Origin of the sequence: Streptomyces violaceus (assembly GCF_036014075.1) — a bacterium.
In the GTDB taxonomy this organism is placed as follows: domain Bacteria; phylum Actinomycetota; class Actinomycetes; order Streptomycetales; family Streptomycetaceae; genus Streptomyces; species Streptomyces violaceus.
This window is the reverse complement of record NZ_CP107911.1, coordinates 2,862,974-2,889,920: the sequence shown is the minus strand read 5'-3', so window position 1 is coordinate 2,889,920 and position 26,947 is coordinate 2,862,974. Positions and strand designations below refer to the sequence as shown.

At 64.2% G+C, this 26,947-nt stretch carries 22 protein-coding genes and 3 pseudogenes; 10 read left to right on the top strand and 15 right to left on the bottom strand.

Annotated features, from left to right (window positions below):
• Window positions 1–168: 168 nt before the first annotated feature.
• Together OG542_RS12770 and OG542_RS12765 are read left to right on the top strand one after the other, a co-directional pair.
• The gene (locus OG542_RS12770) at window positions 169–1,812 is read left to right on the top strand and encodes an ATP-binding protein (RefSeq protein WP_328410752.1); all 1,644 of its coding nucleotides are present in this window, start codon (window positions 169–171) and stop codon (window positions 1,810–1,812) included.
• A gap of 113 nt (window positions 1,813–1,925) precedes the next feature.
• Entirely contained in the window at window positions 1,926–2,315 is a 390-nt protein-coding gene (locus OG542_RS12765; RefSeq protein WP_328410750.1) for a hypothetical protein, read from the top strand.
• 366 nt (window positions 2,316–2,681) lie between these two features.
• On the opposite strand, the gene OG542_RS40735 is transcribed toward OG542_RS12765, so the two are convergent.
• The 3 genes and pseudogenes from OG542_RS40735 to OG542_RS12760 form a co-directional block, all read right to left on the bottom strand.
• Window positions 2,682–3,206, bottom strand: coding sequence for an SPDY domain-containing protein (locus OG542_RS40735; protein ID WP_408057861.1), 525 nt, complete (start codon window positions 3,204–3,206; stop codon window positions 2,682–2,684).
• A pseudogene (locus tag OG542_RS40730) lies at window positions 3,107–3,337 on the bottom strand (DUF317 domain-containing protein); the annotation flags it as partial. The gene OG542_RS40735 and the pseudogene OG542_RS40730, both read right to left, overlap by 100 nt.
• A gap of 18 nt (window positions 3,338–3,355) precedes the next feature.
• Window positions 3,356–4,273: a hypothetical protein gene (locus OG542_RS12760; RefSeq protein WP_328410748.1), complete on the bottom strand. Its 918-nt coding sequence runs from the start codon at window positions 4,271–4,273 to the stop codon at window positions 3,356–3,358.
• Between the two features lie 157 nt (window positions 4,274–4,430).
• On the opposite strand from OG542_RS12760, the pseudogene OG542_RS12755 reads away from it, so the two are divergent.
• Window positions 4,431–4,799, top strand: a pseudogene (locus tag OG542_RS12755) (IS701 family transposase); the annotation flags it as partial.
• A 640-nt stretch (window positions 4,800–5,439) separates the two neighbouring features.
• Here the strand turns inward: OG542_RS12755 and OG542_RS40725 are convergent.
• A pseudogene (locus OG542_RS40725) lies at window positions 5,440–5,556 on the bottom strand (winged helix-turn-helix domain-containing protein); the annotation flags it as partial.
• A gap of 495 nt (window positions 5,557–6,051) precedes the next feature.
• Between OG542_RS40725 and OG542_RS12750 the strand changes: the two are divergent.
• Window positions 6,052–8,658 carry an N-6 DNA methylase gene (locus OG542_RS12750; RefSeq protein ID WP_328410744.1) on the top strand — a complete coding sequence of 869 codons (2,607 nt, stop codon included), beginning with the start codon at window positions 6,052–6,054 and terminating at the stop codon, window positions 8,656–8,658.
• 1 nt (window position 8,659) lies between these two features.
• Here OG542_RS12750 and OG542_RS12745 read toward each other — a convergent pair whose 3' ends face one another.
• Both OG542_RS12745 and OG542_RS12740 read right to left on the bottom strand, forming a co-directional pair.
• The gene (locus OG542_RS12745) at window positions 8,660–9,148 is read right to left on the bottom strand and encodes a hypothetical protein (RefSeq protein WP_328410742.1); all 489 of its coding nucleotides are present in this window, start codon (window positions 9,146–9,148) and stop codon (window positions 8,660–8,662) included.
• Between the two features lie 759 nt (window positions 9,149–9,907).
• The gene (locus OG542_RS12740; protein ID WP_328410740.1) at window positions 9,908–10,189 is read right to left on the bottom strand and encodes a hypothetical protein; all 282 of its coding nucleotides are present in this window, start codon (window positions 10,187–10,189) and stop codon (window positions 9,908–9,910) included.
• A gap of 101 nt (window positions 10,190–10,290) precedes the next feature.
• Between OG542_RS12740 and OG542_RS12735 the strand changes: the two genes are divergently transcribed.
• The 3 genes from OG542_RS12735 (at window position 10,291) to OG542_RS12725 (ending at window position 13,477) form a co-directional block, all read left to right on the top strand.
• A complete protein-coding gene (locus tag OG542_RS12735; RefSeq protein ID WP_328410738.1) occupies window positions 10,291–11,019 on the top strand; it encodes an HAD family hydrolase in 729 nt (242 codons plus the stop codon).
• Window positions 11,020–11,396: 377 nt separating this feature from the next.
• Complete coding sequence (locus OG542_RS12730) at window positions 11,397–12,605, top strand: XRE family transcriptional regulator (RefSeq protein ID WP_328410736.1); 1,209 nt, start codon at window positions 11,397–11,399, stop codon at window positions 12,603–12,605.
• Between the two features lie 98 nt (window positions 12,606–12,703).
• Window positions 12,704–13,477: a phosphotransferase family protein gene (locus tag OG542_RS12725; RefSeq protein WP_328410734.1), complete on the top strand. Its 774-nt coding sequence runs from the start codon at window positions 12,704–12,706 to the stop codon at window positions 13,475–13,477.
• Window positions 13,478–13,577: 100 nt separating this feature from the next.
• On the opposite strand, the gene OG542_RS12720 is transcribed toward OG542_RS12725, so the two are convergent.
• Complete coding sequence (locus OG542_RS12720; protein WP_328410732.1) at window positions 13,578–14,243, bottom strand: YdcF family protein; 666 nt, start codon at window positions 14,241–14,243, stop codon at window positions 13,578–13,580.
• A gap of 227 nt (window positions 14,244–14,470) precedes the next feature.
• Between OG542_RS12720 and OG542_RS12715 the strand changes: the two genes are divergently transcribed.
• Both OG542_RS12715 and OG542_RS12710 read left to right on the top strand, forming a co-directional pair.
• On the top strand, window positions 14,471–15,673 hold the full coding sequence (locus tag OG542_RS12715) for a helix-turn-helix domain-containing protein (RefSeq protein WP_328410729.1): 1,203 nt from the start codon (window positions 14,471–14,473) through the stop codon (window positions 15,671–15,673).
• 558 nt (window positions 15,674–16,231) lie between these two features.
• Window positions 16,232–16,708: a helix-turn-helix domain-containing protein gene (locus OG542_RS12710; protein ID WP_328410727.1), complete on the top strand. Its 477-nt coding sequence runs from the start codon at window positions 16,232–16,234 to the stop codon at window positions 16,706–16,708.
• 248 nt (window positions 16,709–16,956) lie between these two features.
• Here the strand turns inward: OG542_RS12710 and OG542_RS12705 are convergent, their stop codons facing one another.
• Entirely contained in the window at window positions 16,957–17,157 is a 201-nt protein-coding gene (locus OG542_RS12705; RefSeq protein WP_328410725.1) for a hypothetical protein, read from the bottom strand.
• A 129-nt stretch (window positions 17,158–17,286) separates the two neighbouring features.
• Between OG542_RS12705 and OG542_RS12700 the strand changes: the two genes are divergently transcribed.
• Window positions 17,287–18,135, top strand: a complete 849-nt coding sequence (locus tag OG542_RS12700) for a helix-turn-helix domain-containing protein (RefSeq protein ID WP_328410723.1) — start codon at window positions 17,287–17,289, stop codon at window positions 18,133–18,135.
• A gap of 158 nt (window positions 18,136–18,293) precedes the next feature.
• Here the strand turns inward: OG542_RS12700 and OG542_RS12695 are convergent, their stop codons facing one another.
• Genes OG542_RS12695 through OG542_RS12665 form a run of 7 tightly spaced genes read right to left on the bottom strand, consistent with a single transcriptional unit; the run spans window position 18,294 to window position 26,372 of the window.
• Window positions 18,294–19,574: a nucleotide sugar dehydrogenase gene (locus OG542_RS12695; RefSeq protein WP_328410721.1), complete on the bottom strand. Its 1,281-nt coding sequence runs from the start codon at window positions 19,572–19,574 to the stop codon at window positions 18,294–18,296.
• A gap of 6 nt (window positions 19,575–19,580) precedes the next feature.
• The gene (locus OG542_RS12690) at window positions 19,581–20,045 is read right to left on the bottom strand and encodes an NUDIX hydrolase (RefSeq protein ID WP_328410719.1); all 465 of its coding nucleotides are present in this window, start codon (window positions 20,043–20,045) and stop codon (window positions 19,581–19,583) included.
• A 24-nt stretch (window positions 20,046–20,069) separates the two neighbouring features.
• Window positions 20,070–21,344: a DegT/DnrJ/EryC1/StrS family aminotransferase gene (locus tag OG542_RS12685; RefSeq protein WP_328410717.1), complete on the bottom strand. Its 1,275-nt coding sequence runs from the start codon at window positions 21,342–21,344 to the stop codon at window positions 20,070–20,072.
• Window positions 21,341–22,306: a phosphotransferase gene (locus OG542_RS12680; RefSeq protein ID WP_328410715.1), complete on the bottom strand. Its 966-nt coding sequence runs from the start codon at window positions 22,304–22,306 to the stop codon at window positions 21,341–21,343. Before OG542_RS12680 ends, OG542_RS12685 begins: the two co-directional genes overlap by 4 nt.
• The gene (locus tag OG542_RS12675; RefSeq protein WP_328410714.1) at window positions 22,303–23,997 is read right to left on the bottom strand and encodes a carbamoyltransferase family protein; all 1,695 of its coding nucleotides are present in this window, start codon (window positions 23,995–23,997) and stop codon (window positions 22,303–22,305) included. The genes OG542_RS12680 and OG542_RS12675 overlap by 4 nt, the downstream gene beginning before the upstream one ends.
• Window positions 23,998–24,000: 3 nt before the next feature.
• The gene (locus OG542_RS12670) at window positions 24,001–25,086 is read right to left on the bottom strand and encodes a hypothetical protein (RefSeq protein WP_328410713.1); all 1,086 of its coding nucleotides are present in this window, start codon (window positions 25,084–25,086) and stop codon (window positions 24,001–24,003) included.
• Window positions 25,083–26,372 (bottom strand): radical SAM protein, encoded by a 1,290-nt coding sequence (locus tag OG542_RS12665; RefSeq protein ID WP_328410710.1) that lies wholly within the window; start codon window positions 26,370–26,372, stop codon window positions 25,083–25,085. Before OG542_RS12665 ends, OG542_RS12670 begins: the two co-directional genes overlap by 4 nt.
• Between the last annotated feature and the right edge of the window lie 575 nt (window positions 26,373–26,947).

Genomic DNA, 26,947 nt, shown 5'->3' with positions numbered 1-26,947 from the left:
ACAGACCCGACTACCCGTACTGGGCTGAGGCCCTCGGTCCGGGCGTGTTGCCCTGATCATCGGCGGGATGTCAGACCCACCTGAGACACTGCTATGCACGCCAAGTAGGCAGCGGCGGGAAGAGGTGTCGGGACAGACATGACGTCGAGTCAGGCTGGGGGACCACACGTGAGCTTCACCGAAGTACCGATCAACCCTGGGCGAATCCTCCGGGCGATCGCACGCATTGGCTACACGCCAGAGAGTGCCATCTGCGACATTGTCGACAACTCAGTGGGAGCGAACGCTCGGCGCATCGCCATCAAGCTGGAACGTGAACCCGACATGTCCGAAGCTCGCAGGAATAGCGCGGCTCGCTACATCATCGCTGATGATGGTGATGGAATGGACCGAGATCGCCTAATCGAAGCTCTGGCTCTGGGGGCAGACGGGGAATACGGATCTGGGAGCCTTGGCAAGTATGGACTCGGCCTGAAAAGCGCTGGGCTGTCGCAAGGTGATCGGATCGAGGTGGTCAGTGCATGCGAGGGGGGCTCCTGGAATAAGGTGACTCTTGACCTTCCGCATGTGGAGGAGACCGGCAGGCTGGAATGCCTGATGGCGGAACCGGATTCCACCGATCTCGGTCGAGTAAATGAGCTTCTTCCTGGCGCTGCGCATGGCACAGTAGTCACGATTGAGAAAATCCATAAGCGTAATCATCCAAGTATCCGCAAGACTCGCGACGCGCTTGGACGGAACCTTGGCGTGACTTACTTTTACTTCCTCCAGCCGAACGGCGGGGATCTTGAGATCCTACTGGATGGCGAGTCGGTAGCTCCCTTCGACCCTCTGTTTGTGGATGAAGCCAACGTGGCGGGAAATCTCGATGATGTCGAGTGGGACGGTCGTGATGTTCGATGGCTTGAGCGCCCGACCCCCGTCATTCTTGACGCAGAGAATCAAGTGGAAGCAACAATCGAAGCCACGCAGTTGGTGCACCCGCCGGCGTTCGATAATTCCGCCGAGATCCGGAAAAGGTACATGATCGGGTCGGGGAACTACGGCTTCTATGTCTACCGGAACAAACGGCTAATCCGCAGAGCCGAACGCTTCAACGGCCTCATTCCGACCGATCAGGATTTTTTCGCATTTCGCGGAAGGATCTTGATCAACGACTCGGCCGACGACGCCTTCAATATCGATGTGAAGAAGTCGGAAATACTCCTTAGCGAGGAAGCGGAGGACGCTCTCAGTGAGGCCATCTATGAAGCGAGGCGTTTGAGCAGGAGTGCCTGGAAGAACGCCGCGAAACTGCTTCGTGCGGCGGCAAACCAGGACCCCAATAGAAAAGCCGCGGAAGCGCTAATCGAGGTGGATTTTCCAGAGTTCCTCCCTACGGATCCGGATGATGCGGCATCTGATAACGAGCGGGCCAAACGCACAGAGAAGGAATCTGCTCGACACCCGCTTAGCGATGAAGAGCGAGAGAAGGCACGCAAAGAGGGTTCGAGGGTCACATTCGTTGACCAATTGGACGACAATGCCCTGTGGGAGCGCTCGCGGGATGCCACCCTGGGGACGGTGGTGCGGATCAACCGGTCCCATCGCTTCATGAGAATGTTCGATGAGCGGTTCGGCGAAGACGCTGATGTCGTGCTCCTCGTCCAGGCGCTCTTCTTGAGCCTCGCCTCGGCGGAGAGCGGAACCGTGCGCAACAAGCAGGAACTCCCTGATGACGTCATCGAGGACGTGTTCGTGACGTACAGAAATCAGGCTTCAGCTGCTGTTTACAAGGCCACGGCAGACGCTCTTGAGAAGCGTTTTGCGTAGGACGAAACTGAATGCGGGTACTGAGCGAGGATGAGACCTGGGGTGCCGCGATTGTGGGGAGCCCCAGCCTTTGTCGTGCACGAGCGTACATATACTGCGGATATTCAAAGAAGGTGGGTGCTGCTTATGTAGGCATGACGGTGGGGCGTAATGGAATCTTTGGCCGCTGGGGTGATCACCTAGGGCGCGCCCTTGAGAAATCTTCCTTCCAGCGGCGACTGCATGAATTCGATGATTCTGCATGGGGTCGGATGGATGATCTAGTGATTTTCTGGGCTGATATGGGGCAGGCGGATGAGTTTCTTACGGTGGAAACTAGTCACCGTGAAGGTGTGGAGTACCTTGTGCAGCGAGAGCTACGCCTTCTTTTGGGCAGAGGGAAACCTTCCTTGCGTGTGATCAGCAAGGTTCGTTCAAACCGCACCGTGCAGCTCCCTCTGGTTCAGGCTGCCGCAGGTCAAGTCATCAGGCACTTTAAGTCGCACTTCGACGCGCTGCTGTGAGAGGCTTCCTGATTTATGACACCTGTGGATCACGGGACTTCATTTCCTGTGTCCCGGTGCTACACAACTGAATGAGCCGGAGCGGTGTCGGGATGCTGTTGAATCCTTCGCAGGGCAGTCGGCGAGGGATCGCTTGCCAGAGGTCGGAATGAAGGTGTGAGGGCGGCCGTTCTGGGCAGTCTGCAGTTCCAGCAGAACGGTCTTGCCGGAGTCCGCAAGGACGAAGTCCTGGTGGCCAGCGTGGCTTTCGTCGGCGTCGCCGCGGAAGCGCTTCAGTTCAGAGGCAGGGGCATTGAGTGAACCGGACGGATCCGTTTCATGCAATGAGCGCTCAATGCCCTGGGTGTGGGCCTGTGCGGGTGTTGGTCAGCGCCGGGGCGCTGCCGGATGGGGTTGGGGTGGGTTCGGCGGGAGCGCGGCGGCGCGCTGCTGTAGGAGCACCGTCGTACGGGAGACGGCGCGGCGGGTGCCGATTCCGTGCGCGAGTTCCTCGGCGAGGTCGGTGAGGAGTCCGGCGGGGATGTAGGTGGAGGCGTGGATGGTCCAGGTGGGGTGGCCGACGCTGGGGCCGGCCCAGAGGGTCCAGGTGTGGAGGGGGCTGTGGGGTTGAGGGCGGCGAAGGCGTCGAACTGGACACCGACATCTCCTTGTTGGGTGCTCCAGCGCAGCCAGCGTCCGTCCACGGTGGGCTTCCAGCCAGCGGAGGTGAGCGGCCGGGTGGCCTGGGCGACGTGTTTGTCGGTGATCGGGCTGCCGAGCGCAGTTTCCCACGCGTCGCCGGCGCGGAGGGCGTCGAGGAGGGGCTGGAGGAGGGGGACGGGGACGGTGGGCGTGAGGGCCATGTGCCACATGCGTTCGCTGACGGGGCTCTTGTAGGCGCCGACCGTCCATCGCGAGTTGCGGGAGCCTGCTTCGTGGTCGAGGAGGATGCGCAGTGTGAGTGATCCGTGGGTGGCGATGGTGGTGTTGGCGTCCCAGGTGCGTTCCCTGTCAAGTTCTCGTGTCGTGGGGTGCCGACTCAACTCTGGTCGTAGCGCTGACTAGCTTCCGTATGGAGGCAGGCCGATGGCTTCCCCCATACCGAGGAAGAGGACTTCTTCGACGCTGAGCGGCAGAAGACATCGGCAACACAGCGCGGTGCGGTATTCGTAGGGAGTCTCATCATCGCCGTAGCTTGAGCCCACTCTCCAGCCGATCACAGCACATTCCTCGCACGCAGGACAGGTCTGAGCACCCATCCGACTCAGGTCTTTCTGAGAGGTGTCCCGGAGCATCGTGAACAAATTGATGGTGGGAATCACGCGGATCACTCCTGCCTCTTCAGGCATTCGGACCGCTTCGGCCGCCGGGCCAATACCGAGGTAACTTTCAATGTCTTCGGGCAGTTCGCCCCGCCGATAGGCGTCTCGGAAGTGCGCAATACGGCGCGTTAGCCCGTCGCCCAGCTTCGTGGCGTGGGCCTCTATAAATCGCTTCCGAACAGCATCGTGCGGGTACCAATAGGTGTGGGCGTCATCCGTCAGATGCGGCAGGATGGCTTCGGCGAGCCGGATGCAGATCGTCGTGATCTCTCTAGCCTTACTCGGGTCGTGGATCCCGCAGTGAGCCACGCCATTCCGGGCGTTCGCCGCCACCTGAACTTCGTTGTGGTCGACCGTCAGTGTCGGAATTAGCTGAGCGACCCGGGCATACGCTTCCGGCAGTGCGACACTCCTGAATGAGGTGAGGTCCTTCCCCTTTGCCTTGTCTCCATGTCCGACGGCGTGAAGCAGGGAGGTGAAGTCCTTGCCCTCTGCCAGGAGGACTGGATGAAGTCCCGCCAGGTACGACTTCAATAGGTGCTCACAGGCCACGGCAGCATGGTGCACGGCTATGTCTGCGTCCTCGGGACGGCTCAGCGCGGACAGCGCCATGCCCATCCAGCGGCGGGACGATTCCAGGAGATCTCGCGGGTCCATGAACGGCGACTCTAGTGAGCACGGTTCCGACTGCCCAAGGGATATTCAGGGCAGGGGGATAACTGGATCCAGCCTGCCCTCAACTTCGTCTTGCAGGTGGTTGAGGCTGGGTGGGCAGGACGTGAACGTTGCTCGGCCCGCCGCGCAGGCTGCTGTCACCCAGAGCAGCACCAAGACCAGCGGTGAGCAGCACCACGGGCTCGACATCCTGTCCCTGCCGGTGGTGCTGCCCGGCGCGGCCGCGCGGCAGCCGAGGCTGCGGATGCTGGCCCAGCGGCGAGCGGGCGGCCGGGATACCCGGATCTGGCTGACGAACCTGGTCGACCGGCCGCTTCCCCAGCTGCTGCCGCTGATGCGTCAGCCTCGCCTGGCCACCGCGGTCGTGAACTCCCTGAGCGGTGACTTCGGTCTGCAGGATTTCGAGGGCCGCTCGTTCCCGGGCTGGCACCACCATGCGACCCTGGTGTCCGCAGCCTTCACGTACTACCGGTTGCGTCGGGCGAGCGTTGCAGGGACGGTCGGCTGACCGAGCAACCTGCCCGGCCCGGGGGCTGCCGGTACGGCCGGCGTCCTCCGGGCCGACCTGTTCCTGGGCGACGACCGCGAGGAACACCGACGGCCGACACCCGCCCGAGATCCAGCACCGGGTCCGGCCCGGCGGGCACCCCAAGGGTCCGCGCGTACGTCACACCGCCGCTCCCACCCGGCCCGCTCCTGGGAATCGACCCCGACGCGGATTTCCCCTGCCGTTGGGCGCGTTCGAGCAGGTTGTCGAGCCGCCGGGGCTGGGAGGCCCGAACGGGGGAGTGGCGCGGCCGTACGGTCGAACACGAGGGCCGGTGGGGCGAGTCGCAGCACTGCGGCCTCCGGCGATGTCGTCGACGGAGACGGAGCAGCCCTCCTGGTCCTGGATACGGGCGGGACGAAGCGGAACGCCGTCCACCCCCCTCGCTGAGACAGCCGTGCGACCAGGCAGTGGCGCCGGCACGGTACGCACCCGCACCGGCCCGCGCCAGGCGGAGCCGCCCCGCAGTACAGCCGTGGGGTCGGTGACGACCTCGATCTCCGTGCGACGGTGACCTCTCCGGGTGAAGGACGGTAGGGACGACATCGCCCTCCTCGTGCTGCACCACGAGCCGGTCCGCTGAGGACCCACACGACCAGCCGTGCCGCCGTAACAGTTCCCACACACCACGGACCGACAACGACACCCCCAGCTGATCAGTGATCAGCAGCCGCACTCGCGAGAGCGTCCATCGCTCATCTGCCCACCCCTGAGCCATCGCGCCTTCCAGCAGGAGCGGCTCGAGCACGGCGAAGTCACTGTCGTCGACCTTCGGCCGCTTTACCGGGCCCGTGGTGCGCAGTGCGTCTCGCCCGGCCTCACGCCAAGACCTGCGTCAGCGTTCCACCGACCGCACGTCACCCGCAGTTCCTTCGCGATGACCATGCTCCGATCGCCCCGCGCAAACCCGTCGGCAGCGAGCATGCGCACCTGCTCCCGCGCGGCCTGACCTCGCGGTGTAAGACCACCACCCTGCGCATACCTCATGCCCACGAACTACCGCAGGGATCAAGCGATGTCACCCTCGACAACTCAACGGAAAGGTCAGTAGGCCGCGTAGGGATCACGTTCGGAGTCGCATAACGTCGGTGCCGCCAGCGTCCCCAACCAGGATTATGCGGAACGCAACGTCAGTCAGGGCCTCGACGTGTAGGACAGCCGCCGATGTAGCCGACCAGCCACGGCTGCCCGCGCCATCCGATAGCGTATCGCCGTGATCACAGGCGAGCTCAAGAGCAAGGTGGGACGCGTCTGGGATGCGTTTTGGTCCGGCGGGATCTCGAACCCGCTGGAGGTGACAGAGCAGATCACGTACCTGCTCTTCATCAAGCGGCTGGACGAGATCCAGACCCGCAAGGACAACCGGGCGAACCGTATGGGCAAGCCGGATCCGGACCCACTCTTCGCTGAGGACCAGCAGGAACTGCGCTGGCAGAATTTCAAGGCCCGCGATGCCGAGGTCATGTACCGCATCGTCGAGCAGGGGGTCTTCCCCTATCTCCGCGCGATGGGCGGCGACGGCTCCACGTACTCCCACCACATGCGCGACGCCCGTTTCACCATCCCGGGCCCCAACCTGCTGGCCAAGGTCGTCGACCTGCTGGACACCATCTCGATGAAGTCGAGTGACACCGCGGGCGACATCTACGAGTACCTGCTGGCGAAGATCGCCACGTCTGGCCAGAATGGCCAGTTCCGCACACCGCGCCACCTCATCCAGTTGATGGTCGAGATGACCCAGCCGAAGCCGGACGACGAGGTCTGCGACCCGGCATGCGGCACGGCTGGCTTCCTGGTCCAGTCGGCGTCGTACGTGAAGCGCGAGCATGCGAAGGCCCTCCTGGACGTGGAGCAGCAAGCGCACTTCAACGCGAGCATGTTCCACGGCTTCGACTTCGACTCCACGATGCTGCGCATCGGTTCGATGAACATGCTGCTGCACGGCATCGAGAACCCGGACATCCGCTACCGCGACTCGCTTGCGGAGTCGGCGGCGGGCGAGGCGGAACGCTACTCCCTGATCTTGGCGAACCCGCCGTTCGCCGGCAGTCTGGACTACGAGTCCACGGCGGCGGACCTGATGCCCGTGGTGAAGACCAAAAAGACGGAACTCCTCTTTCTGGCCTTGTTCTTGAGGCTCCTCAAGCTCGGTGGCCGCGCAGCGGTCATCGTTCCGGACGGCGTCCTTTTCGGTTCGACGAAGGCGCACAAAGAGCTGCGCCGGACGCTGGTTGAGGACCACAAACTGGACGGCGTGGTGAAACTCCCGAGCGGGGTCTTCAAGCCGTACGCGGGAGTCTCGACTGCGATCCTGTTGTTCACCCGCACGGATAGCGGAGGCACGGACAACGTTTGGTTCTACGACGTGCAGGCGGACGGCTTCAGCCTCGACGACAGGCGCAACCCGCTCCTCCCGGAGGACCGCCTGGGCGTCCGGCCTGCGGTCGGCTCCTTGTCGGAGGAGGAGCACACCAAGAACAACCTCCCGGACGTCCTCTCTCGCTGGTTCGACCGCAGTGGCTCTGAGCACAACCGCGCGCGTACGGAACAGAGCTTCTGCATCCCGAAGTCGGACATCGTCGCCCAGGGATACGACCTGAGCCTGAACCGATATGCCAAACGGCCTCGGTACCTCACGGCAGGAAGGCGCGTAACCATGGCTGACCTTCTCGATGCTGGTCTAATCACAGAGGGCACGCAGCTGACTTTCGAGCGTGCAGGGGCAAGCTACTCCGCGAGAGTGACGGCTGCGGGTCGGCTCGAACTGGTTGGTGGTCAACAGTTTCCATCCCCCAACCGGGCTGCGGCCGCAGCGGTCGGCGAAGGTGCCGTTGATGGCTGGCAAACCTGGGCTCTGGAAGACGGCACAACGCTTGACCAACTGCGCCATCGATTCCTGGGTACGCCAGTCGTGGGTACCCCCAACCCAGGTGTCGCCGAATTGGCCAACGAAAGACTGGGCGCATCGCCTAACTATGATGTGGCTCCCGCGTCCGTCGCGGCGCAAAGCAATAGTGTAATACGGCACGCTGAAACCGCAGGAGATCCCCTCCAGACTCAATCGGTCAACGAGTCCCCGGCCCAAGGCGAAGACAAGGATGCACCCGTGGTCGGTCTGACCGTAGGCGACTTGCCCTCTGCTCTTGGCGGTGTCGTCAGTGTGTCCCCGTCCGCGACGTTCGATGAAGCCATCACCCGAATGATGATCAACGACTACTCCCAGCTCCCTGTCCTGTCGGGACGCCAACTCCGCGGGGCCGTGACGTGGAAGTCAATCGCACGGGCACGCCACGCCAATCACGCGCCGCCGTTTGCCCGAGCCATAGTCCAAGCCCGCGAAGTCTCATACAACCAAGACCTCATCGACATCCTCCCAATGCTCGCGGAATCCGAATTCGTTCTTATTCGAAACCGGAGCAATGAAATTGCGGGCATCGTAACTGCGAGCGATGTGGCGGCAGCCTATGGGGCCATGGCCACTCCATTCTTTCTTATCGGTGAATTCGATCAGCGGTTGCGCCAGGTACTCGCCTCTTCTATTGAATTTTCCAGAGTCCAGGAGTTGTGCGATCCGGAGGGTAATCGAAGTATCACAGGATTCGATGACCTGTCGATTGGGGACTACCAGCGCGTCTTGGAGAATGTGAAGGAGTGGGAGAGGGTCGGCTGGTCGTTGGATCGAAAGGTCTTCATTGAGCGACTCGATGAGATACGGGAAATCAGGAACGGTCTCATGCATTTCAACCCCGAACCGTTGCCTGACAACTCCACCCAACAGATACGACATATGATCAACGTGCTACGAGAATACGGAAACTGATTCATGTCGAGTCCGCCCTGTTCTCCCCGGATCGCTGCCCGGTGAGGTAGGACAGGACGATGGAGCAGGCAGTGCCGAGATGGCGCATGAGGCCGGCGGCTTCGGTGAAGTCGATCGTCTCGGTCCAGGGCCGGCCGCCGATGCGGCCCCATATCGGCGTGGGGAGAGGGACCGGGCCGGGGTTCCGGTCCCGGTAGTGGGACCACGTTGGCAGCTGGATCCGGTTGGTGACCTGGGCCGCAGTGGCGCCGGTGAGGCCAGCGATGTAGGTGCCGGCGGCGACCAGCCGACCGGGCTGGCGGATCGTGGGCAGCGGCGCCCCGCGGGCAGCGAGATCGTTCAGAAAGGCGTCCAGCGCTGCCCGGCTCCTGGCCGAGGCACGCGTGTGATGGACCTGGGTGTGCAGGCGGCGGTTCTCCGCCCAGGCGGCGAGGATGTCGGGGGCGAAGTCCTCGACCGCGCGAAGGGCCCAGATCAGCAGGGGCCCCATAGTGTCGGGAGTGATCGGTTCGGTGACGTTCTCTCCGCCGCCGGTCGCGGCCGGAAGGTAGCCGTCGATGCCCTCGTGGCTCCAGGGCGGCTCGCAGACGCCTATGGGGTCGGGACTGCACGTGTCGAAGGCCCACAGCCGGATCAGGGCGATGAGGTGGTACTGGACACTGTTGGGTGCAGGCCGCCAGCGTCGGGGCGGACCGGGCGGTCAGCCAGCGGGAGAACACGGCCCAGTTGCGGCAGGTCGAATAGATGGCTCCTGGGCTCTGACGGGTGCGCCAGGCCGGGTGCCGGTCGATCAGGAGCGTCTCCGGCAGCTCCGTATTGATCATTTGATAAGTGAGGAACCGTAGCTCGGGCTGCATGATCAGGGGAAAGGAGGCCCAGTGGATGCGGCGACGGGCGGCGCTGGGGTTAGCGATCAACGGGTCCAGCGGCCAGACGGGCGCGTCGTACGAGGCGATGGGTCCGGTGTACTCAGCGACGATGCGGTCGGGCTGGATGATCGGCGTCTCCGCGGACAGCTGGAGCGGGGCGCTCAGGGGGTGGGTCACAGGTCGTAGTGTCCGTTCAGGAGTTGCTCGATGGCCTCACGGTCGGCGTGCGTGACCCGGGCAAGGGCCTCGCGCCAGACGGGTGGGCCGAGCTGCATGCCATGCTGCTGACCCGGCAGGCACGCGGGCACGCGAAACTCGGAGAGCGGCAAGCAGCCCTGGCCGCACTTGGACGCGCGGCCGAACTCTGCGCTAAAGGGCCCTCAGAACGCGACCCCCAGTGGCTGTACTGGATCAACGAGGGCGAGATTCAGGGACAGGCCGGCAGCTGTTACCTCGATTTGGGCGACCCAGGCCACGCTGTCTCCAGCTTCACGAAGGCGCGTCAAGCTCTCAACCCGACCGACCACCGCACCAAGGCCCTGTTCCTCTCCCGAGCTGCTACCGCCCACATCGACCAGGGCGACCTCGAAGCTGGATGCGCCGCAGCGCACGAAGCTCTCGATCTCGCCGAACAGCTCGAGTCTGCTCGTCTGAACGATCATGTGCAGACCATGCTCCGCCGACTCCAACCGGTGATCCAAACCCCGTACGCTCAGGAGGTACTGGAACGAGCCGCCACCATGACGGGAGCAGGGGGCCGAACTTGAGCGAGACCCAGCAGGTCCTCGTACTGTGGGACATCGACCGCACTCTGCTGTACGTCGGCGACATCGACCGCCAGGTCTACCGCGAGACCTTCGCCGAGGTCGTCGGGCGCCCCGCGGACCGCCTGCCGGCCCGGGGCACCGGCGTAACCATGCCACTCGCGATCCGGGCCCTACTTTTGGACAACGGTGTCCCGGAACCGGAAGTCCCCGCGTTGCTCCCCCACATGGTGGAGCTCCTGCCACAGCGTCTCGCAGCACATGCGCAGGACCTACGTGAGCGAGGAGTCCTCATGCCCGGTGCCGTGCCCGCTCTGAAAGCGGTGCACGCACAGACGAACTTCGTACCGACTGTTGTCACAGGGAACCTCAGGCCCAACGCACTGTTGAAGCTCGAAGCGTTCCACCTAAATGGGTTCCTTGACACAGAGATCGGCGGATATTCGTCTGATGACGCGCACCGCCCGGCCCTCGTCGCCGTCGCCCAGAAACGTGCTCAGGCGAAACACGGGACGGCCTTTACCCGCTCCAACACCGTCATCGTCGGGGACTCCCTCGAAGACGTCCGCACTGGCCTTGAAGGCGGCGCGCCGGTAATCGGAATCGCGTCCGGCAAGACCACCTCTAGCCAACTAGCGTCGGCGGGAGCCGAGGTGGTGCTCGACAGCCTCGAAGACGTTTCTCAGCTCCTGAGCGTGATCACCGCAGTCACCGTCAACCGCGAGTGACCGCAGACCGTCGGTAGTACGTCTCAGCTGCCCATATCACACGAGTGATAGGAGCATTTGAATGCCTCCGCGTACGCTGTCGCGCGCAGACGAGAAACGGGGGTGCGATGCTAAAGCACGCTCGCGTATGCGCGGACTGCGGATGCCGGCTGAGCCAATACAACCAAGACGACCGATGTGCAGCGTGCGCACGCGACAGGCGATTCGATGCCCACATTGGGCCTCGAGTGCCAGACGCTGTCTGGGACGACGCCGAAGTCCAAGCCGCCATTAATGTATGGGACTTCGGCCGGGCAAGTCGCCTGATCCGTGCGCGGACGAGCCTACGTCAAGACGACATGGCTCACATGACTGGGCTGAGCCAAGGATTTCTGTCGATGCTGGAAGCGGGGACCCGGCGCTTAACGAACCTGGACAAGGTCGCGAAGTTCCTGAATGGCATCGACACACCTCACGCCCTGCTTCCCCCACCGTTCCGCGAACACGAGGCGCATTCCACATCGACGCCGCCTTCACCGCTAGGACATGTGGCTCACAAGATTGACCCTGTGAGCACAGCGCGTACGGTCGGCGTACACGACCTGGCTGTGCAGGCTGCCGCACAATCGCTACAGTTCACCGAGGAGATTACCAAGAGCAACGTAAGTGATGTGGAACTTGAGGAACTGGAGTCGAGGATCGCGAAAATCGCGACCGACTACGTCCATGCTCCGCTACATCCGCTCTTCAGGGATCTCCTGTCCACGAGAGATCAGATCTTCTCGCTGTTGAGTGGCCACCAGCCGCCGCGCCAGACCCGCGAATTGTTCCTCCTCGCCGGCACCAGTTGCCTTCTCCTCGCGCACGCGTCACAGAACCTTGGTGACCAGGTTTCTGCAGTGGCCCAACTCCAGACGGCGTGGACACTCGCAGAGCACGCTGGCAACAACGATCTGCGCGCTTGGGTCAAGGGAACAGCCGCGCTGATCGCCGAATGGTCGACTCACCAGCGCACTGCCCTCGACTACACAAAGCAAGCGACCGGGCTGGTGCCCAGTGGCGAGACGCGGATCAGGACGGCCGCGATCGAAGCCAGGGCTGCCGCGCGTATCGGTGACCGCACCACAGCACTGGCCGCGCTCGAAGAACTCCAGCGTGCTCGCGAACAACGAAGAGCTTCAGACGGCCTCACCCGATTCGGTGGGCTGCTGACCTTCCCGGAGGCCAAGCAGGAGTACTACATCGGCGGAACCTACGCACTGCTTGGTGATCACCACGAGGCCGAGCAGCACGCTGCCGCAGCGATCGAACTGTACGAGGGCGGCCCGAGTGAACAACGGTCATACGGTGACGAGGCACTGGCGCGCCTCGACATCGTCACTGCGCGCATCGCCGCAGGGGAGATCGAGGGAGCTGGCGAGCAACTCCAGCCCATCTTGGAACTCCCCGCGGACAGGCGGATCCGGCAGATCGGCGACGCCATGCAGGGAGTGGCTAGGCTTCTGGAAGACCCGCGGCTCACCCGCAGCCGGATTGCCCGCGAGCTTGCAGACGCGACCCGTGGCTATCAGGCGATCGACACCCGAGCGAAGGCCCTCACCTCATGACACCGACGGTCTCTCCCGAGTCCGCCGCCCGCGCTGCCTGCCAGATTTCAGGATTGGACAGCCGGTCCCTCACCCCGCTTCACAACCACGCTACCTCGGTGTTCCTGCTACCGGGTGAAGGCATCGTGGTGCGAGTGAGCCCAGCCTCGCAGCGCCGGCGCCTTGAAGCGGCAGTGTCACTCACGCGCTGGCTCATCACGAACGACTTCCCAGCGACGGAACCAGCGGATGCCTCCCAGCCCGTAGCCAAGGACTCGTACGTCATCACGTTTTGGCGGCACTACCCGCAACCAGGATCAGGCCACCCGGCGGCTGGACACCTGGGAAGCCTGCTCCGAGCCTTCCACGAGCTGCCACCCCCGCCCATCGATCTGCTGGAGTATCAGCCACTCTCGTCTCTCGAGGTGGCGGTGGATTCCAGCACCTACCTGACGTCATCTCAACGTGAGTGGCTCATCACGCGGCGCGCAGAACTACTGGAGTCCTACCGAGATTTGGATTTCCCGCTCGGCTACGGCCACCTCCACGGGGACGCGTATCCGGGTAACACGCTCTGGGATGGTCCGGACGTCAGGCTCGGCGATTGGGACGAAGTGTCATTCGGCCCACGCGAAATCGACCTGGCCAACACATTCCAGGGCATCCGATTTGGTCGCAGCCTTGAAGAACTGGACGAATTCAGTCTGCGGTACGGCTATGACATCAGAAATTGGCCCGGCCTTCGCGTCCTATGCGGAATCCGTGACCTGCACACACTCGGGTCCTTTATTCGGCGTGCGGACCGCGGTGATGAAGGTGCCGGCAAGCAGTTGGGATACCGCATTGAAACGCTCCGGAACGAGGACGGCCAGGCCCGGTGGAGCGCAACTTGATCACGATAGCCGATTTTGCGAGGTATCTGAGCGGTACCACCGACGTTATGCACGAAGCCCGTCGCTGCAGGACGCGGTCTCAGGCGGGGTAGACCGGCACTCAGCCCCGTTCCGCCTCTTCCGGTACAAGCCGACTCGTAAAGCCCTCTCTACGCAACCGTTCGAAAGCCGCCGCTACCTCGTCAGGAATCTCCTGCTCGATCATGAACCCTTGCCGTGGGTACACCATGAGCCGCTGTTGGGCCCCCACCAGCATGTCGATGACGAGACGCGCGTCCTGGATCGAATCGACGTACTCGGGGAGCGTCATAGGTGTGGAGGCGCTCACGCACTCGACATCCGGCCAGAGCTTTCTCGCCGTTGCGTAGGCCCGTCGCTCCTCGTACGGCTTGCTGACCAGCAGGACCGACGAGACGGGAACTGGCCGCCCTCCGAGCAGAGCGCGGGAGAATCGGATGTTCTCGCCTGTGTTCCTGGCCTTCGGCTCGACGATGATGGCGCTCGCAGGAACCCCCAGCTCCACCGCGCGGTCCCGGTAGTGTTCGGCTTCTCCGCGGGGCATCCGCTCGCGCGTCGTACGGCTGGTCGCTCCGGTGAAGACAATAAGCGGCGCCATGCCACGGTGGTACAGGTCTGCGGTGGTGTCGGCCACCCCCAGGTCGTGGCTGCCGAGTCCGATCGCCACGGAGCAAGGGCGCAGCTCGTGGCCCATCTGCTGGAAGTCCCACAGCCGCCGAGCATCCGCCCATGCCTGCGTTGAGATCACTTGCTCTTGCCCTCCATGTTCGCCAAGGACTGCGCCCCGCCATTGAAAACGTACAGCCACGTCTCCCGGGATCACACGGAGATCAGCCGACGACAAGCACCCCTCCGATAGGCATCAGCCTACGTTCCGGATCACGGACGTCTTCAGGCGCTAGTTCTTCTGTCCTGCGCGTTCACGCTGTGTGACACTCGATCGAGCAGGGTGAGGGGAGCGCACCAATGCGGGGCATGACCGACCATCTTCCGTTCGGCAAGCGAGTCCGGTTCTACCGGAAACGCCGGGGCCTGAGCCAACGGCAGCTCGGCGAACTTCTGGGACGCTCCGAGGACTGGGTGTACCGGGTCGAGTCCGAACGCATACCGGTGAATAACGTGAAGATGCTCGCAGATTTGGCGAATGCTCTGCGAGTGCATGTTGAGGACCTTCAGGGCACGCCGACGCTCTTGGACGACCGCGGTCGTCACACGGCCAGCATCCCGGCGATTCGTACCGCGCTCATGCAGTCACGACGGCTGGCCGGCTCGCTCTACGACGGCCGTGAAACCGTGCGCCTGGAACGTCTCTCCTTCGCAGTCGACGAAGCTTGGCGGCTCTATCAGAATTGTCAGTTCGCGCGCCTTGGAGAGTGCCTGCCCGGGCTACTCGCGGACTCCCGACTGGCAACACAAGAGCGCACAGCCGGCGCCGAACACGCCGAAGCGCTCCGGCTATTCGCACTGACCTGCCACGTGGCAGCGGTACTTCTGCGAAAGCTGGGGGAGACCAACCTGGCCTGGACCGCTGTGGACCAAGGCGACATGGCGGCCGCGGAGTCCGGAGACCCCGCCACAATGCTCGCTCTGCGCCGAGGCATTGCGCATGTACAACTCGGCGCTGGCATGCCGGCTGAGGCAGTGAACGTCACCCTTGACGCGGCAGACGACCTCGAACCCGGTTGGTGGCGCTCTACGCCGGCTTCCCTCTCCCTGTACGGAACCCTGTTCCTCAACGGAGCCGTCGCAGCAGCCCGGATGCGGAACCGGGCGCTGGCAGATCACATGGTGGGTAAGGCCCAGGAAGCGTCGCACCTGCTCGGAGGCGACTCCAACGAGATGTGGACCTCCTTCGGTCCCGGCAACGTGGAGATCCACCGACTGGCGCTCGCCCTGGAGTTCGAGGACGTTCAACAGGCCGTGGATATTGCCCCGAGAGCCAGTGCGGCAGGTCTGCCGGTCGAGCGACGGGGACGAGCCCGACTGGATGTGGCCCGTGCCTATGCTGAGGCAGGGCGGACAGACGAGGCGATAGACCATCTCAAGCGCGCCTACCGAACCGCTCCCGAGCAAATCAAGGCACATGAGTTCGCTCGGGACCTGGCCCGTCGGCTCCACAAGCGATCCCGTCGTCAGGATGCCCAGGACCTGGCCATGCGGCTCGGTGGCATCAGGTAGGGCCTCCCGTAGAGAGGTCCGTTCGCGGACCCGGAAATTTCCTCCGGGTCGGCTTCCCCATCGGCTTCTACGGTCGTTGCGACCAAGCCACTTGTACGGGGAGGCGTCGAGTGCCTGTGACCTACCAGCCGGATGATGGTGTCGGTCCCAAGGCCAGCAGTCCGGTGGTGCTCCGCTGGAGTCGCCATCCTCGCTGCGTCGGCCTTGCGCGTCGTGAACTCCGTAAGGCGTTGAGCGGTTGGGGTCTCTCAGGTATTGAAGACTCAGCTGTCCTCGTACTCTCGGAACTCTTGACCGACGCGGTACGTCACGGTGATGTGCGGCCGGGCGCGGAGATCGAGACTCGATATCTGCGAGTCCGAAGCGGTCTGCGCATCGAGGTGTTCGAAACAGTCCACGAATCTCGCCTGTCGATGGCAAGTAGCCCGGCGCCGGACAGAGATCCCCGGCTGAGGCTCATAGGGGCACTGGCCGACCGGTGGAAGACGAACGACTCTTTCGGGCTTGGTGCATCGGCGTGGGCAGAGCTCGACTTCCCGCCAGGGACCGGTGCCCCCGATGGCGACTGACGCCCGCCACCGCCTTCCGCTTGCCACTGAGCGGCATGAACGCCAATGTCGATGGTGTCGACGCCCCCTGAGCCGATACAACAATGAACCGTACTGCAGCGCTTGTTCGCGACACGTGCCAGCTGCCCCTTCGCCACTGCCCCAGGTGGAGCCAGAGGTTTGGAAGCGATTAGACGTCCGGGAAGCACTCTGGGCCCGTGACTTCGGCCGAGTGTGCCACTTGGTGCGAATCGGAAGCTCGCTCCGCCAGAGTGATATGGCGGAGCTCACGGGTCTGAGTCAAGCCTTCCTGTCCATGCTGGAGTCGGGAGTACGAAGACTCACCAACATCGACAAGATTGTCGAACTTCTTGCGGGACTCAATGCTCCTGCGGAACTCACCGGCCCGATGCTGCAACCACCGACAGCGGAAGGCCAACCGTGCGGCCCGTCACTCACAGGGAGAAATGAGGGATGGCCGGCGTGACGCTCGGCCCGCTAGACCACCCACCGAAAGCTCTACGACAATGCCGTCCTGAAGTGTCAGGTACCGGCTTCCGGCTGATTGCATGGCCCTTGCGCCGCACCGTGGGGTGCCCGCGCGGGACGCCGTAGCGCCACGCGACTTCCCGTGAATCTCCCGCATCTCCTCGGCGAGTTCGTCCTCGGCGCGCCGCCGCTCTGCGACGGCTGGCCGACCGGCCAGCCAGGAGTAGTACGTGGCGCGCGGGAACTTCACTCCTCCGTCGAGACCAGCACCTGGGCTTTGGCAGGAGGGCCGGCCAGCGTCGACCTGAGCCAGTTGACGAGTGGAGACGCGACCTCGTAGAAGCCCTTGAGGTCATCGACGATCCCCTCGACCGCGGCCACCGTTCGACGGAGCTCTTGGGAAATCTGCTCGGCATTGTCGGCGATGACTCGGGCCTGGCGGTACATGTGTAACTTCCTTTCTCCTGCGGGCGGGACTGCGTCCGACTCGCGGATCGACAAGACGCATCGTGATAGGTTTCACGAGTTCCTAGTGTTGTGAAACGCAGACTACACGGTCCACGAGGAGTGGGTGAAGTGAAGGCAGGATCCAGTTCGGCGGTGGCCTTCGGTCGCGTGTTGCAGGCAGCGCGCAAGCGCTGGTCGAAGACTCAAGCCGATGTCGCCAGCTTCTTCGACCCCAAGCTCTCCGTGGCCGCTGTCTCGATGGCTGAAAGCGGCAACCGTCCGCCCAAAACTGAGGCGATGGTCCGTGGCTACGCCGCCGCCCTGGAGCTCGACGAGGATGCTCTGCTTCAGCTCTGGTGGGCGATGCAGGGGATGGTCGGGATCGATATCTGGGCCGAAGACCTACCGGCCCCTCAATGGTGGCGTGAGTTGGAGGCGAGCCCTCAGGCAGAGATCAACCATCACCAAGCCCGTAGCAAGGCCAGTAGCGCCTGGACCCCGAACGAGGACTTCTACGAGCCCTCACTGGAGCTATTCGCCCTCGCCGAGGCGATCTGCATGATCCTGATGCGCCTGCTGGGCGACTCTTGGAAGGTTGGCTACAAACACGAGATCGGCCTCCGCGACCCTATCGACGGGCGCCTCGCAGCGGTCATCATCGAACTGCGGGCAAAGGTTTCGGACGGGGACGAGTCGAACAAGTCCCCCGAGTTGATGGTCACGTTCGCATGCCCGGAGCCTGTGGCTCGACCTGTTCCGCCCGCGCCGGCGGCGAGGACCAACACGGAGGCCATCTCGCCCGACGTCGCATGGATCCTCTCTTCGGTCGAGGCGATGCCTGCCCGCGAGCGAGCAGCGGTCGCCGGATTCATCCATGGACTGCGAGAGGGAGCAAGCCTCTTCTCCGAGGAGGTCTCTTCGACGCCGACGCAGCAGATACCTGTCCGCAAGGGGCAGCGAACGCGGCACCGGACATGACCTCTCACGGGTGAAGTTCCCCTGTGATGGTGGACAGCGGATGGTTACGCTGCGGGGATATTCGTACGGTGCGGCGGCATCGGGATCACTCGCCACCTCTTCCTATTCGGGCTGCGCCACCAGCTGAGGGACGTCGTCATCGCCGTCATCGCTCTGGGTCAAAGGCGCTCGATATTCCCACCGCTCAGGCGGGCCCGACAGTCCAGGGCGTAGACCGCGTGCCGCTCGACGAGCCCGAGGTCGAAGGCGTCGTGATCGGTCAGCAGGACCACGGCGTCCGCTGCGGCCACGTTGGTCTCTGTGAGATGTGCGTGGTGAGCGTGGGTATCGAGATCGAAGGGTTCCTCGACGTGGGGGTCGACGACCTGGATCTGCGCTCCCTGGGCGATCAGGAGCCGCGCGATAGTGAGGGCTGGCGAGTGCCGGGTGTCGCCGGTGTTGGCCTTGTAGGCGAGGCCGAGGAGCAGGACGCGGGAGCCCATGACCGGCAGGCCGCGGCGATTGAGAGCCTCGGTAAGGCGTTGTACGACGTGAGTCGGCATCGAGGTGTTGATCTCATTGGCCACTTCGACGAGGCGCAAGGGGCCGCCCGTCTGTCGCCGAACCTGCCAGGACAGGTACGTGGGGTCGATCGGCAGGCAGTGTCCGCCCACACCGGGGCCCGGCGTGAAGCGCATGAAGCCGAAGGGTTTGGTGGCGGCGGCGTCCAGTGCCGCCCAGATGTCCGTGCCGAGTTCCCTGGTGTGGGTGGCAAGTTCGTTTACTAGGGCGATGTTGACCTGGCGGAACGTGTTTTCCAGGACCTTCGCCAGTTCGGCGTCGCGGACGGCGGCGACTTCGACGACGGTGTCGACCAGGCCACGGTAGAAGTCACTTATGGCTGCTAGGGAGGATGCGTCTATCCCGGAGACGATCTTGGGGGTGTTCTGGAGAGTCCATGTCCGGTTCCCGGGATCGATGCGCTCGGGGCTGTAGCCCAGATGGAAGTCCATGCCCCCTGCAAGCCCGGACGCGGATTCCAATAGGGGCTGCAGGATGTCCTCGGTGGTCCCGGGATAGGTAGTGGATTCGAGGATGATGACGCAGCCGGGACGCATGTGTGGGGCGAGCGTCCTGCCGGCGGCCAAGACTGCGGAGAGATCTGGTGCGCCATCACGCAGCGGGGTCGGCACCGCGATGACCGCGACGTCGAACCCAACCAGGTCGCCCGAACACGTGGTCGGCGTGTAGTCAGCGTTCGTCAGGGCGGCCGTGATCTGGTCCGCCGTCACATCAGGACCTAATGGCTCCGCTGCCTTCAGCCGTTTCACGCGCTCGGCGTCGGTATCGAACCCGATGACGCGGTGGCCGACCTGTGCTGCCCGGATGGCCAGCGGAAGACCCACATAACCCTGGCCGAGTATGACCGTGCGGCGACGTCGGGGGCTTGCGTCAACCACGGGCGATCACTCGACCGGCAGAGGCAGGTCGTCGGCCAGCAGACGCTCGTGAAGTTCGCCGAGAGCGGTGCGATTGCTGTCGAACCGCAGTGCCTCGAGAGCCGCCTTGTAGTCCAGCCATTGGACATCGGTGTGCTCGTGGGAGATCTTGATCTCCACTTCCGTTAGGTCGGTGGCGAACGAGTGTTCCGGTACGACGTAGGTGCCAGCAGGCCAGCTCTCGCGATCAGCGAAGAACCGCGCCGGGATGCTGGCCCTGGTCTGCAGTGGGTACAGGGGGACCGGCCGGTCGAGCCCGAGTTCTTCACGGGCCTCGCGTTCGGCGGCCTGCTGCGGAGTCTCGCCGGCCTCGCCTCCGCCGGCCACGGCCTGCCAGACGTTCATGTCCTCGCGTCGTAGAACAGCGAATTCGACCTGGTTGCCGACTCGGCGGAAAGGAACGACAAGGACTTGAAAAGGGGATCGGGGCATCGTGGCTCCTTGACTTTGATGGGTTCAGACGCGGATCTGGCCGAGCTGACTCTGCTCGCGGCGCAGATGGTGACGATTCTTGTGGATCTTTTGCACTGCGCGTACGACATCGGCGAGTGCCTCCGATTCCTCGAACAGCAACCCTGATCCGGCCGCCTGCCCGAGCAGTACCAGCCTGGCGCAGGCCGCCCGAGCCTGCGCTGCGGAGACTGTTCGTGAGCTGGAGTAGTCACGGCTGGTGGCGTCGGCGTAGATCGGCTCATCAGGGCAGGCGACGAGGTCGCGGAGTGAGACAGGTATACCCTCTGCCCGCAGCGCGGCGCGGAAGACGCTGACCGAGACGCCGCCGGTAGCCTCGCCGCTGAATGCCTCGCTGCCGAAGGTGAAGGCAAGGGAGAACCGGCCGTGCGCGGTCACCCGTGGGTCGAGATCAGTGGGTATGGGTACGGGTCTCAAGCCGGGCACGCTGGACAGTTCCGAAGCGAGGTACGCCGCACCTTTGGCCTTCGCCGCCAGTTGATCCTTCAGACGTGCCAGTTGGACACGCAGGATGGCGGATTGGAATTCACTGAGGCGCAAGTTCCAGCCGAGTTGGGGGTGGTCGCCGGCGTCCCCGGGAGGTCGGCCGTGATCGCGTAGGGAGGCGATGCGTCCGGCGAGTTCATCGTCGTGGGTGACGACTGCCCCGCCTTCACCGGCGGTGATGTTCTTGGTGCTGGCGAAGCTGAACACCCCGATCGTGCCCAGGGATCCGGTCTGGCAGCCCTTCCAAGCCGAGCCGAGAGACTGAGCGCAGTCCTCGATGATCGGAAGGCCATACGTGCCAGCGACAGAGCCCAGACTGTCCATGTCGGCCGGGTGTCCGCCCAGGTGAACGGCGATGACGGCCTTCGTCTTCTCGCTGATCGCGGCCTTCACCGCCGAGCCGCTGATCGTGTGGGTGGCGGGATCGATGTCGGCGAAGACCGGTACGCCGCCGAGCAGGGAGACCGCTGTGGCCGTCGCCACGTATGTCATGGCGGGGACGACGACCTCGTCACCCGGTCGGATACCCAGTGCCCTCAGGGCGATCATCAAACCGGCGGTACCGCTTGAGACCACGGCGGCATGGGGCACCTGGAGGTATGCGGCGAGCTCGGTTTCGAAGGATTCTCCTTGTGATCCGCTATGGATGCCGCCCCAGCGGCGGCTGTTGAGGACATCGGCCAGCGCGTCGAACTCCGCCTGGTCGAACTGCGGCCACGTCTGGAAGGGGCGTGTGCGCAGGGGCGGTCCGCCGAGGAGCGCGAGAGCGGTCATGGTCGTACCTCCTCCGCGACCCCGCGCAGAAGGTCGCGATGCTTGACGATCCAGGTCAACTGCTCGTGGCGGGCTCTGGCGAAGGCGTGCATGCCACGGATCTCGCCCTCAGGCGTGGTGAAGGTCCGGGTCTCGGCCGCCTGCACGGTGATGTAGAGGTCGACCATGAGTGCGCGTTCCGCCGCGGAGATCGGCATGACGGCGTGATAGGCGCTCAGGTAGGAGCGGAATGTCGACTCCAACAGATGGGCGGGCAGCTCAGGACCGGCGGAGGCTACATAGCCCCGAACGACTTCGTACGGTCGCGGGAAACGTGAGACCTGGTCGAAGTCGATGAACAGATGCCGACCTGCGGTACGCGCGGTGGTGAGCAGATTGTCCGGACGTGCGTCGCCGTGGATCCAGCTGCGCTGGGTGGCCGCCACCGCCTGTGATCCGAGCTCGTTATCCGCAAGGATCCGCAGGCGCCACTCAATGACCTCGCGGCAAGCTTGGTCCTGCGTCTGCCGCAGAACCCGCTCCAGGCCCAGGGCAGGAGGATCGGACAGCTCAAGGAAGTCCGTGCAGAGACTGCCAGGGCGGAAGTCTTCGAGCCGGGCGTGGAGTGCGGCGAGCACAACAGGGAAGTCGGTGGGTTCGGGCGGACACGCTGGATCGATGTACTCGGTGATCATGTAGGTGGCATCGTTGATCTCTGTGGTCAGCTGGCCGCTCAGAGTCAGCCGTACTGGCGGGGCCAGTCCGGCGATCGCCGCGAACTGATGGGCTTCCGCCGCGAGGCGAGTGCGCGTGGCATCGAATCGTCCGCCGAACCGTTTGACAGCAAGTGGCCCTTGGCTGGTCGGAACCACGACGCTGCTTCCAACGTGCCCGCCTGGAAGGGGCTGTGCCGCTTGGAGTGCCTGCAGCCCGTATTGGCGCAAGCACGCGGTCAGCTCCTCCGCATCCATGATCACGGTCACTTGGTGAGCACTCGGTTCCCCAGGACCAGCAGGTCAAGGCCCGAAGAGTAGAAGGTGCGGATGGCGTCTTGAGGCGCGCACACGATCGGTTCCTCAGCGAGGTTGAACGAGGTATTGAGGACCGCACCGACGCCCGTGAGATCGCGGAATCCACTGATCAGCTGATGGAAGAGCGGGTTGGTGTCCGAGCTCACGGTCTGCGGCCGTGCGGTGCCGTCGACGTGGATGGCGGCCGGAATGAGGTTCTGTGCTTCTTGTCGTACAGGCAGCGTTCGCTCCATGAACGGCACCGGGGGTTCCGATCCGAAGTAGGCGGCGAAGTCCTCAGCGAGCACGGCCGGCGCGAAAGGCCGCCACGGTTCGCGAAACTTCACCGCGTCGTTCACCTGGTCCCGCATGTGCGCGCTCCGAGGATCAGCGAGGATCGATCGGTTACCCAGCGCACGTTGGCCGAACTCCATACGGCCTTGGAACCAGCCGACGATCTTCCCCTCGGCCAGCGCGTGGGCAGCAGCGGCGGCCGGATCTTCCACGGCCGGCGCCCGCAGCTTGGCGCGCGACAGAACCTCGTCGATCGATGGCTGGTCGAAGGAGGGACCGAAATAGTTGTGCGTCATCGCTGGACCACGTTCCGCACCCAGCAGGACACAGTGCGTGTAGAGCGCGGCTCCGATCGACGTACCGCTGTCGTCCGGGCAGCTTGAGATGAAGACCTGGTCGAAGGGAGTCGACGACGTGATCTTCCCGTTGAAGACGGAGTTCATGAAGCTCCCTCCGCCCAGGACGGCTCTCCTCATCCCGGTCTGCCGGTGCAGGTTCATGAGCAGGTACCGCAGTGCGTCCTCGAGCACATGCTGCACAGCCGCCGCCACGTCATGATGCCGACTCGTGATCGCTTCACCGGGCTGCCGTGCCGGACCGAAGCGGTCGATGAACGCGTCACTGACCGCGCCAGGCGAGGGGCGAAGGTAATAGCCGAAGTAATTGAGGTCGATGCGGACAGTGCCGTCCTTGAAGTCGACGAGATCGCGGAGCGCCTTGTAGGTGGCTGAGTCGGGATCCCCGTAGGCGGCCAGTCCCATGACCTTCCACTCGTCGCGGTCGATCCGGAAACCCAGGTACTGGGTGACAGCGCCGTACAGCAGCCCAACCGAGTGGGGGTAAGGAATGCTGTCGACCGTGGTGAAGGCGATCCCGTCCCCGATCGCGCTCAGGGCTGTGCAGTCCTCACCCCGCCCGTCGACTGTCAGGATCGCGGCCGAGTCGAAGGGGGAGAGGAAGAAGGCGTTCGCGGCGTGAGCGTCGTGGTGGTAGACGTAGTCGATCTGTAGGGGCTTGCCAGCTGTCTGGAGCACCTGGGCTGTATGCCCCTGGTATGGCCCATCCACCCGGGTGGCGAGGTTGTTCGGGATCGAGTAGAGGCCCTCTGGGTACCAACGGGCACGTCCGGCGTAGCGGCCGTCGTGCACACTCAGATCGATCGCCGGGTTCGCGCTGACCGCGACCCGGTCGACACCGCCCAGACCACCGGGAACAGTGGACAGGCAGTAGTCGATCGCGCGGGCGGGGAACGCCCGAGTGTGCTTGCTCCGGCTGAAACGCTCTTCGGCCGCTGCGGCCACGAGCTGGCCGTTCTCGATCAGCGCGGCGGAGGAAATGTGCATGTCACTGGCGATACCGAGGATGCGCATCTCTCACTCTCCTGCCGATGTGCGTCGCATGAGGTCTTCGATCAGTCGGACGGTCAGTGGGCCCGAGGCGGGCGGTTGGACCAGGCGGTAGGCGGGAACTCGCGGAATCCGCAGCGTGGTGGCCCGGATCGCCGGGTCGGCAACGACGGCCTGTTCGGGGAAGACCGCGGCAGGGTCGGGCAGCAGGTGTTGTGCCCAAAGCGCGCGGCACTCCGCATCGTTGAGCCTCTGCAGGCGCGGTGTGGCCACTCGCGGATCAAGGCGTGGTTCGATGGCCAGGCCCAGTTGGCAGCGGGGCATCGCCATGCTGCCAGCGGCTGCGGCCAGTTCTTGCGGCCGGACTTGGAGACGGGTTTCCTGGTCGCTCTTGGCTTCGATGTCTCCGAACCGTTGCGACCATCTGCTCTTCAGGTACGCCCGGAGCGGGCCTTCTGCCAGGGCGAGCACGCTGCCCGCGCGGATGCCGGCCCGTATGGGGAAGCCAAGTGCCACGACGGGGTCGTCGTCCGTGCCAGGAACCAGGGCGACCTTGTCGTTGCCGACCAGCGCCGCCTCTGGGTGGTCCAGGGCATGTAAAAGAGTTGTCGTCTTCCCGGCCGTACGGACTCCGATCAACGCCACGCCTGTTCCCCGCAGCGCGAAGCAAGCCGCGTGGAAGAACGAGTAACGTGCGGCCAGCAGTTCCCGCAGGACGAGCGCGCGCAGGATCCGTACCACCAGCACGGACGGATCCGAGCCGACCGGCGGGACAAGATGGACTGCTCGCCGTCGGTCATCCACCAGGCAGATCGTTTCCGAAGCCGAAGGGAGAACGACCCGCCGCAGCGGCGCAGCGATCCGCGCGTGGTGGATCGAGCACCACAGGTTCGGAGGCAGATCGTGGACGAAGAGCCGCGCCTGGGCCGGTGACTGAAGACTTCCGAAGTAGCTCTCCGTGTACCACCCGACGTAGTCGACGATCGGCGATGGCGCGTTGATCTGAACCACGGCTTCCGGGACACCGAGGTGTTCCCGTCGCGACCCGGTGGCGCCATAGTCCGCCCAGGAGTCGAGTTCGTCGCTCGACAAACCGCCCTGCACGGAGGTCACCCCTCGACCGCGTAGGCGCCGCCCTCAACAAGGTCGGCCACGTGTTCCTCCAGCCGATCGATTCCGCTGGCGGCCACGACGCTTTTGGCCTCTGCCAGGAGTCGGTTGGACCGGTTCTTGAACGGGTCACATACCTTCGGGCAGATCACGGGAAGCCGGCTCCGCAGCTGCCGACGCAGCTCGCTCTCCCAAACCGCGGCGAACGACTGGTCCAGCGCGCTGCCGTAGCTGAATCCGCCGGGGCGGGGGTGGTAGTTGCACGGGTACAGGCAACCATCTGAGCCCACGGCGGCCATCAGGTCGGTGATCGAGCAGGTCGAACACGACCGGGCCATCTCGCCTGTCTGGCCGACCCGGTGAATCTCGAACAGCCGGAAGCTGTCGGTCTCCAACTCCGCGCGGATCCGCCCGATCAACTGAGCCGCGTGACGTGCCTGGTCGTGACTTAGAGGGCGCTGCCCGGAGTTGTCCTGCTTCAAGCGCAAGCTGTCCGCGCCTGCCGCACGGATGAGCTCAGCAGCCGTATGGACCTCGTGGAAGTTCTCCGGATACATGACGAAGGAGGTGTTGATCTCCACGTCCGATCCGGTTTCGGCTCGCCGCTGGACAAGCCGCGCCAGGTTTGCGAGGGCCCGCTGGAACATGGCCTTGCCGGCCGAACGGCCGCCGTACTTCAGCTGGGCGTAGGTCTCGGGTGTCCCCGCGTCGATACTGATGTGCACATACCCGGCTGGAAGCAAAGCCTCGATGCACGCATCGTCCATCAGGACGGCGTTGGTGAAGATCCCGTAGCGGATGCCGCGCTCGGCCAGGAGACCGAATGCCGGTATCAGGGCCTTGCGGGCGACGAGTGGTTCGCCGATCAACCCGGAGAACGACACGGCCTCCACCTTGAAGACGCCCGAGCAGTCCTCGCCGCTCTGCCGGTAGGGCGCCTCCACCTGGTAGTCGACGATGTCGCCTATGAGCTTGAGCATGTTCGCCGGCGTCGTCAGATGGTCCGGGAGCCGATCAACAGCGTCCTTGGCCGCGTCGAGCATGACTAGCTGCTCGCGCTGTTCGTCCCATAACTCAAGGGGGACATGGTCTCCTATGCACCAAGCGCATCGCAGGTTGCACCCGCTGGAAGGGTGGATCAGGACTTCGTACGGCGGCACGACCGCGCCCTGCGACACCGCCGCGAAACGTGCCCAGTGCCGTCGGAGCACGTCGAGCTCGTTGAAGCGGCCGGGCAGATCATTGCGAACGTACGGGGCGAGCGGATTTGTCTCCAGAGCACTTGCCATGCGTAAACCCCTGACCGTTGTGGGCTGCTTGCCGACGGATGGTCGCCGTGGTGTCAGAGCGGGCTGGTGAGCCACGACAAGCTAACGGTCTGCTGACGAACGCGCATATCACCGGGGAAATATGGCTCGCGGAGACGGCACCAACCCGTCGGTGATCCAGGACGGCGTGGATCTCTCACCAGTCGCCCGAACTCGGGGATGTCCAAAGCATCTGAGGGCCAGAACGTGGCGGTGCTCCCTGTCGCCCCGTCCAGGCCCTGTGTCTCCGCGTCGTGATGCCGACGCGCCAAGGAGTCCTGGGGCGCTGTCGGCAGGACAGACGGCCCTTGTCCCAGATCACGGGAGAGATATCACCACCGTGATGTGCGAAGTTCTCCCACCGGAAGCAGGGTTACACCGAGAGGCCAGCAACTCACAAGCAACTGGCTGTCGTTCCAACGGAGTTCCAACGCCAGCCGGCTGCCGCCGCACGGCAGAGGCGCACTGCGCCGCCGACGTGGCACCGCCCCTAGGTACCACTCGATGCGCTTGGACACGGGGGCGGTTTCTGGCGCCCATCGCGCCAGATTGCACCA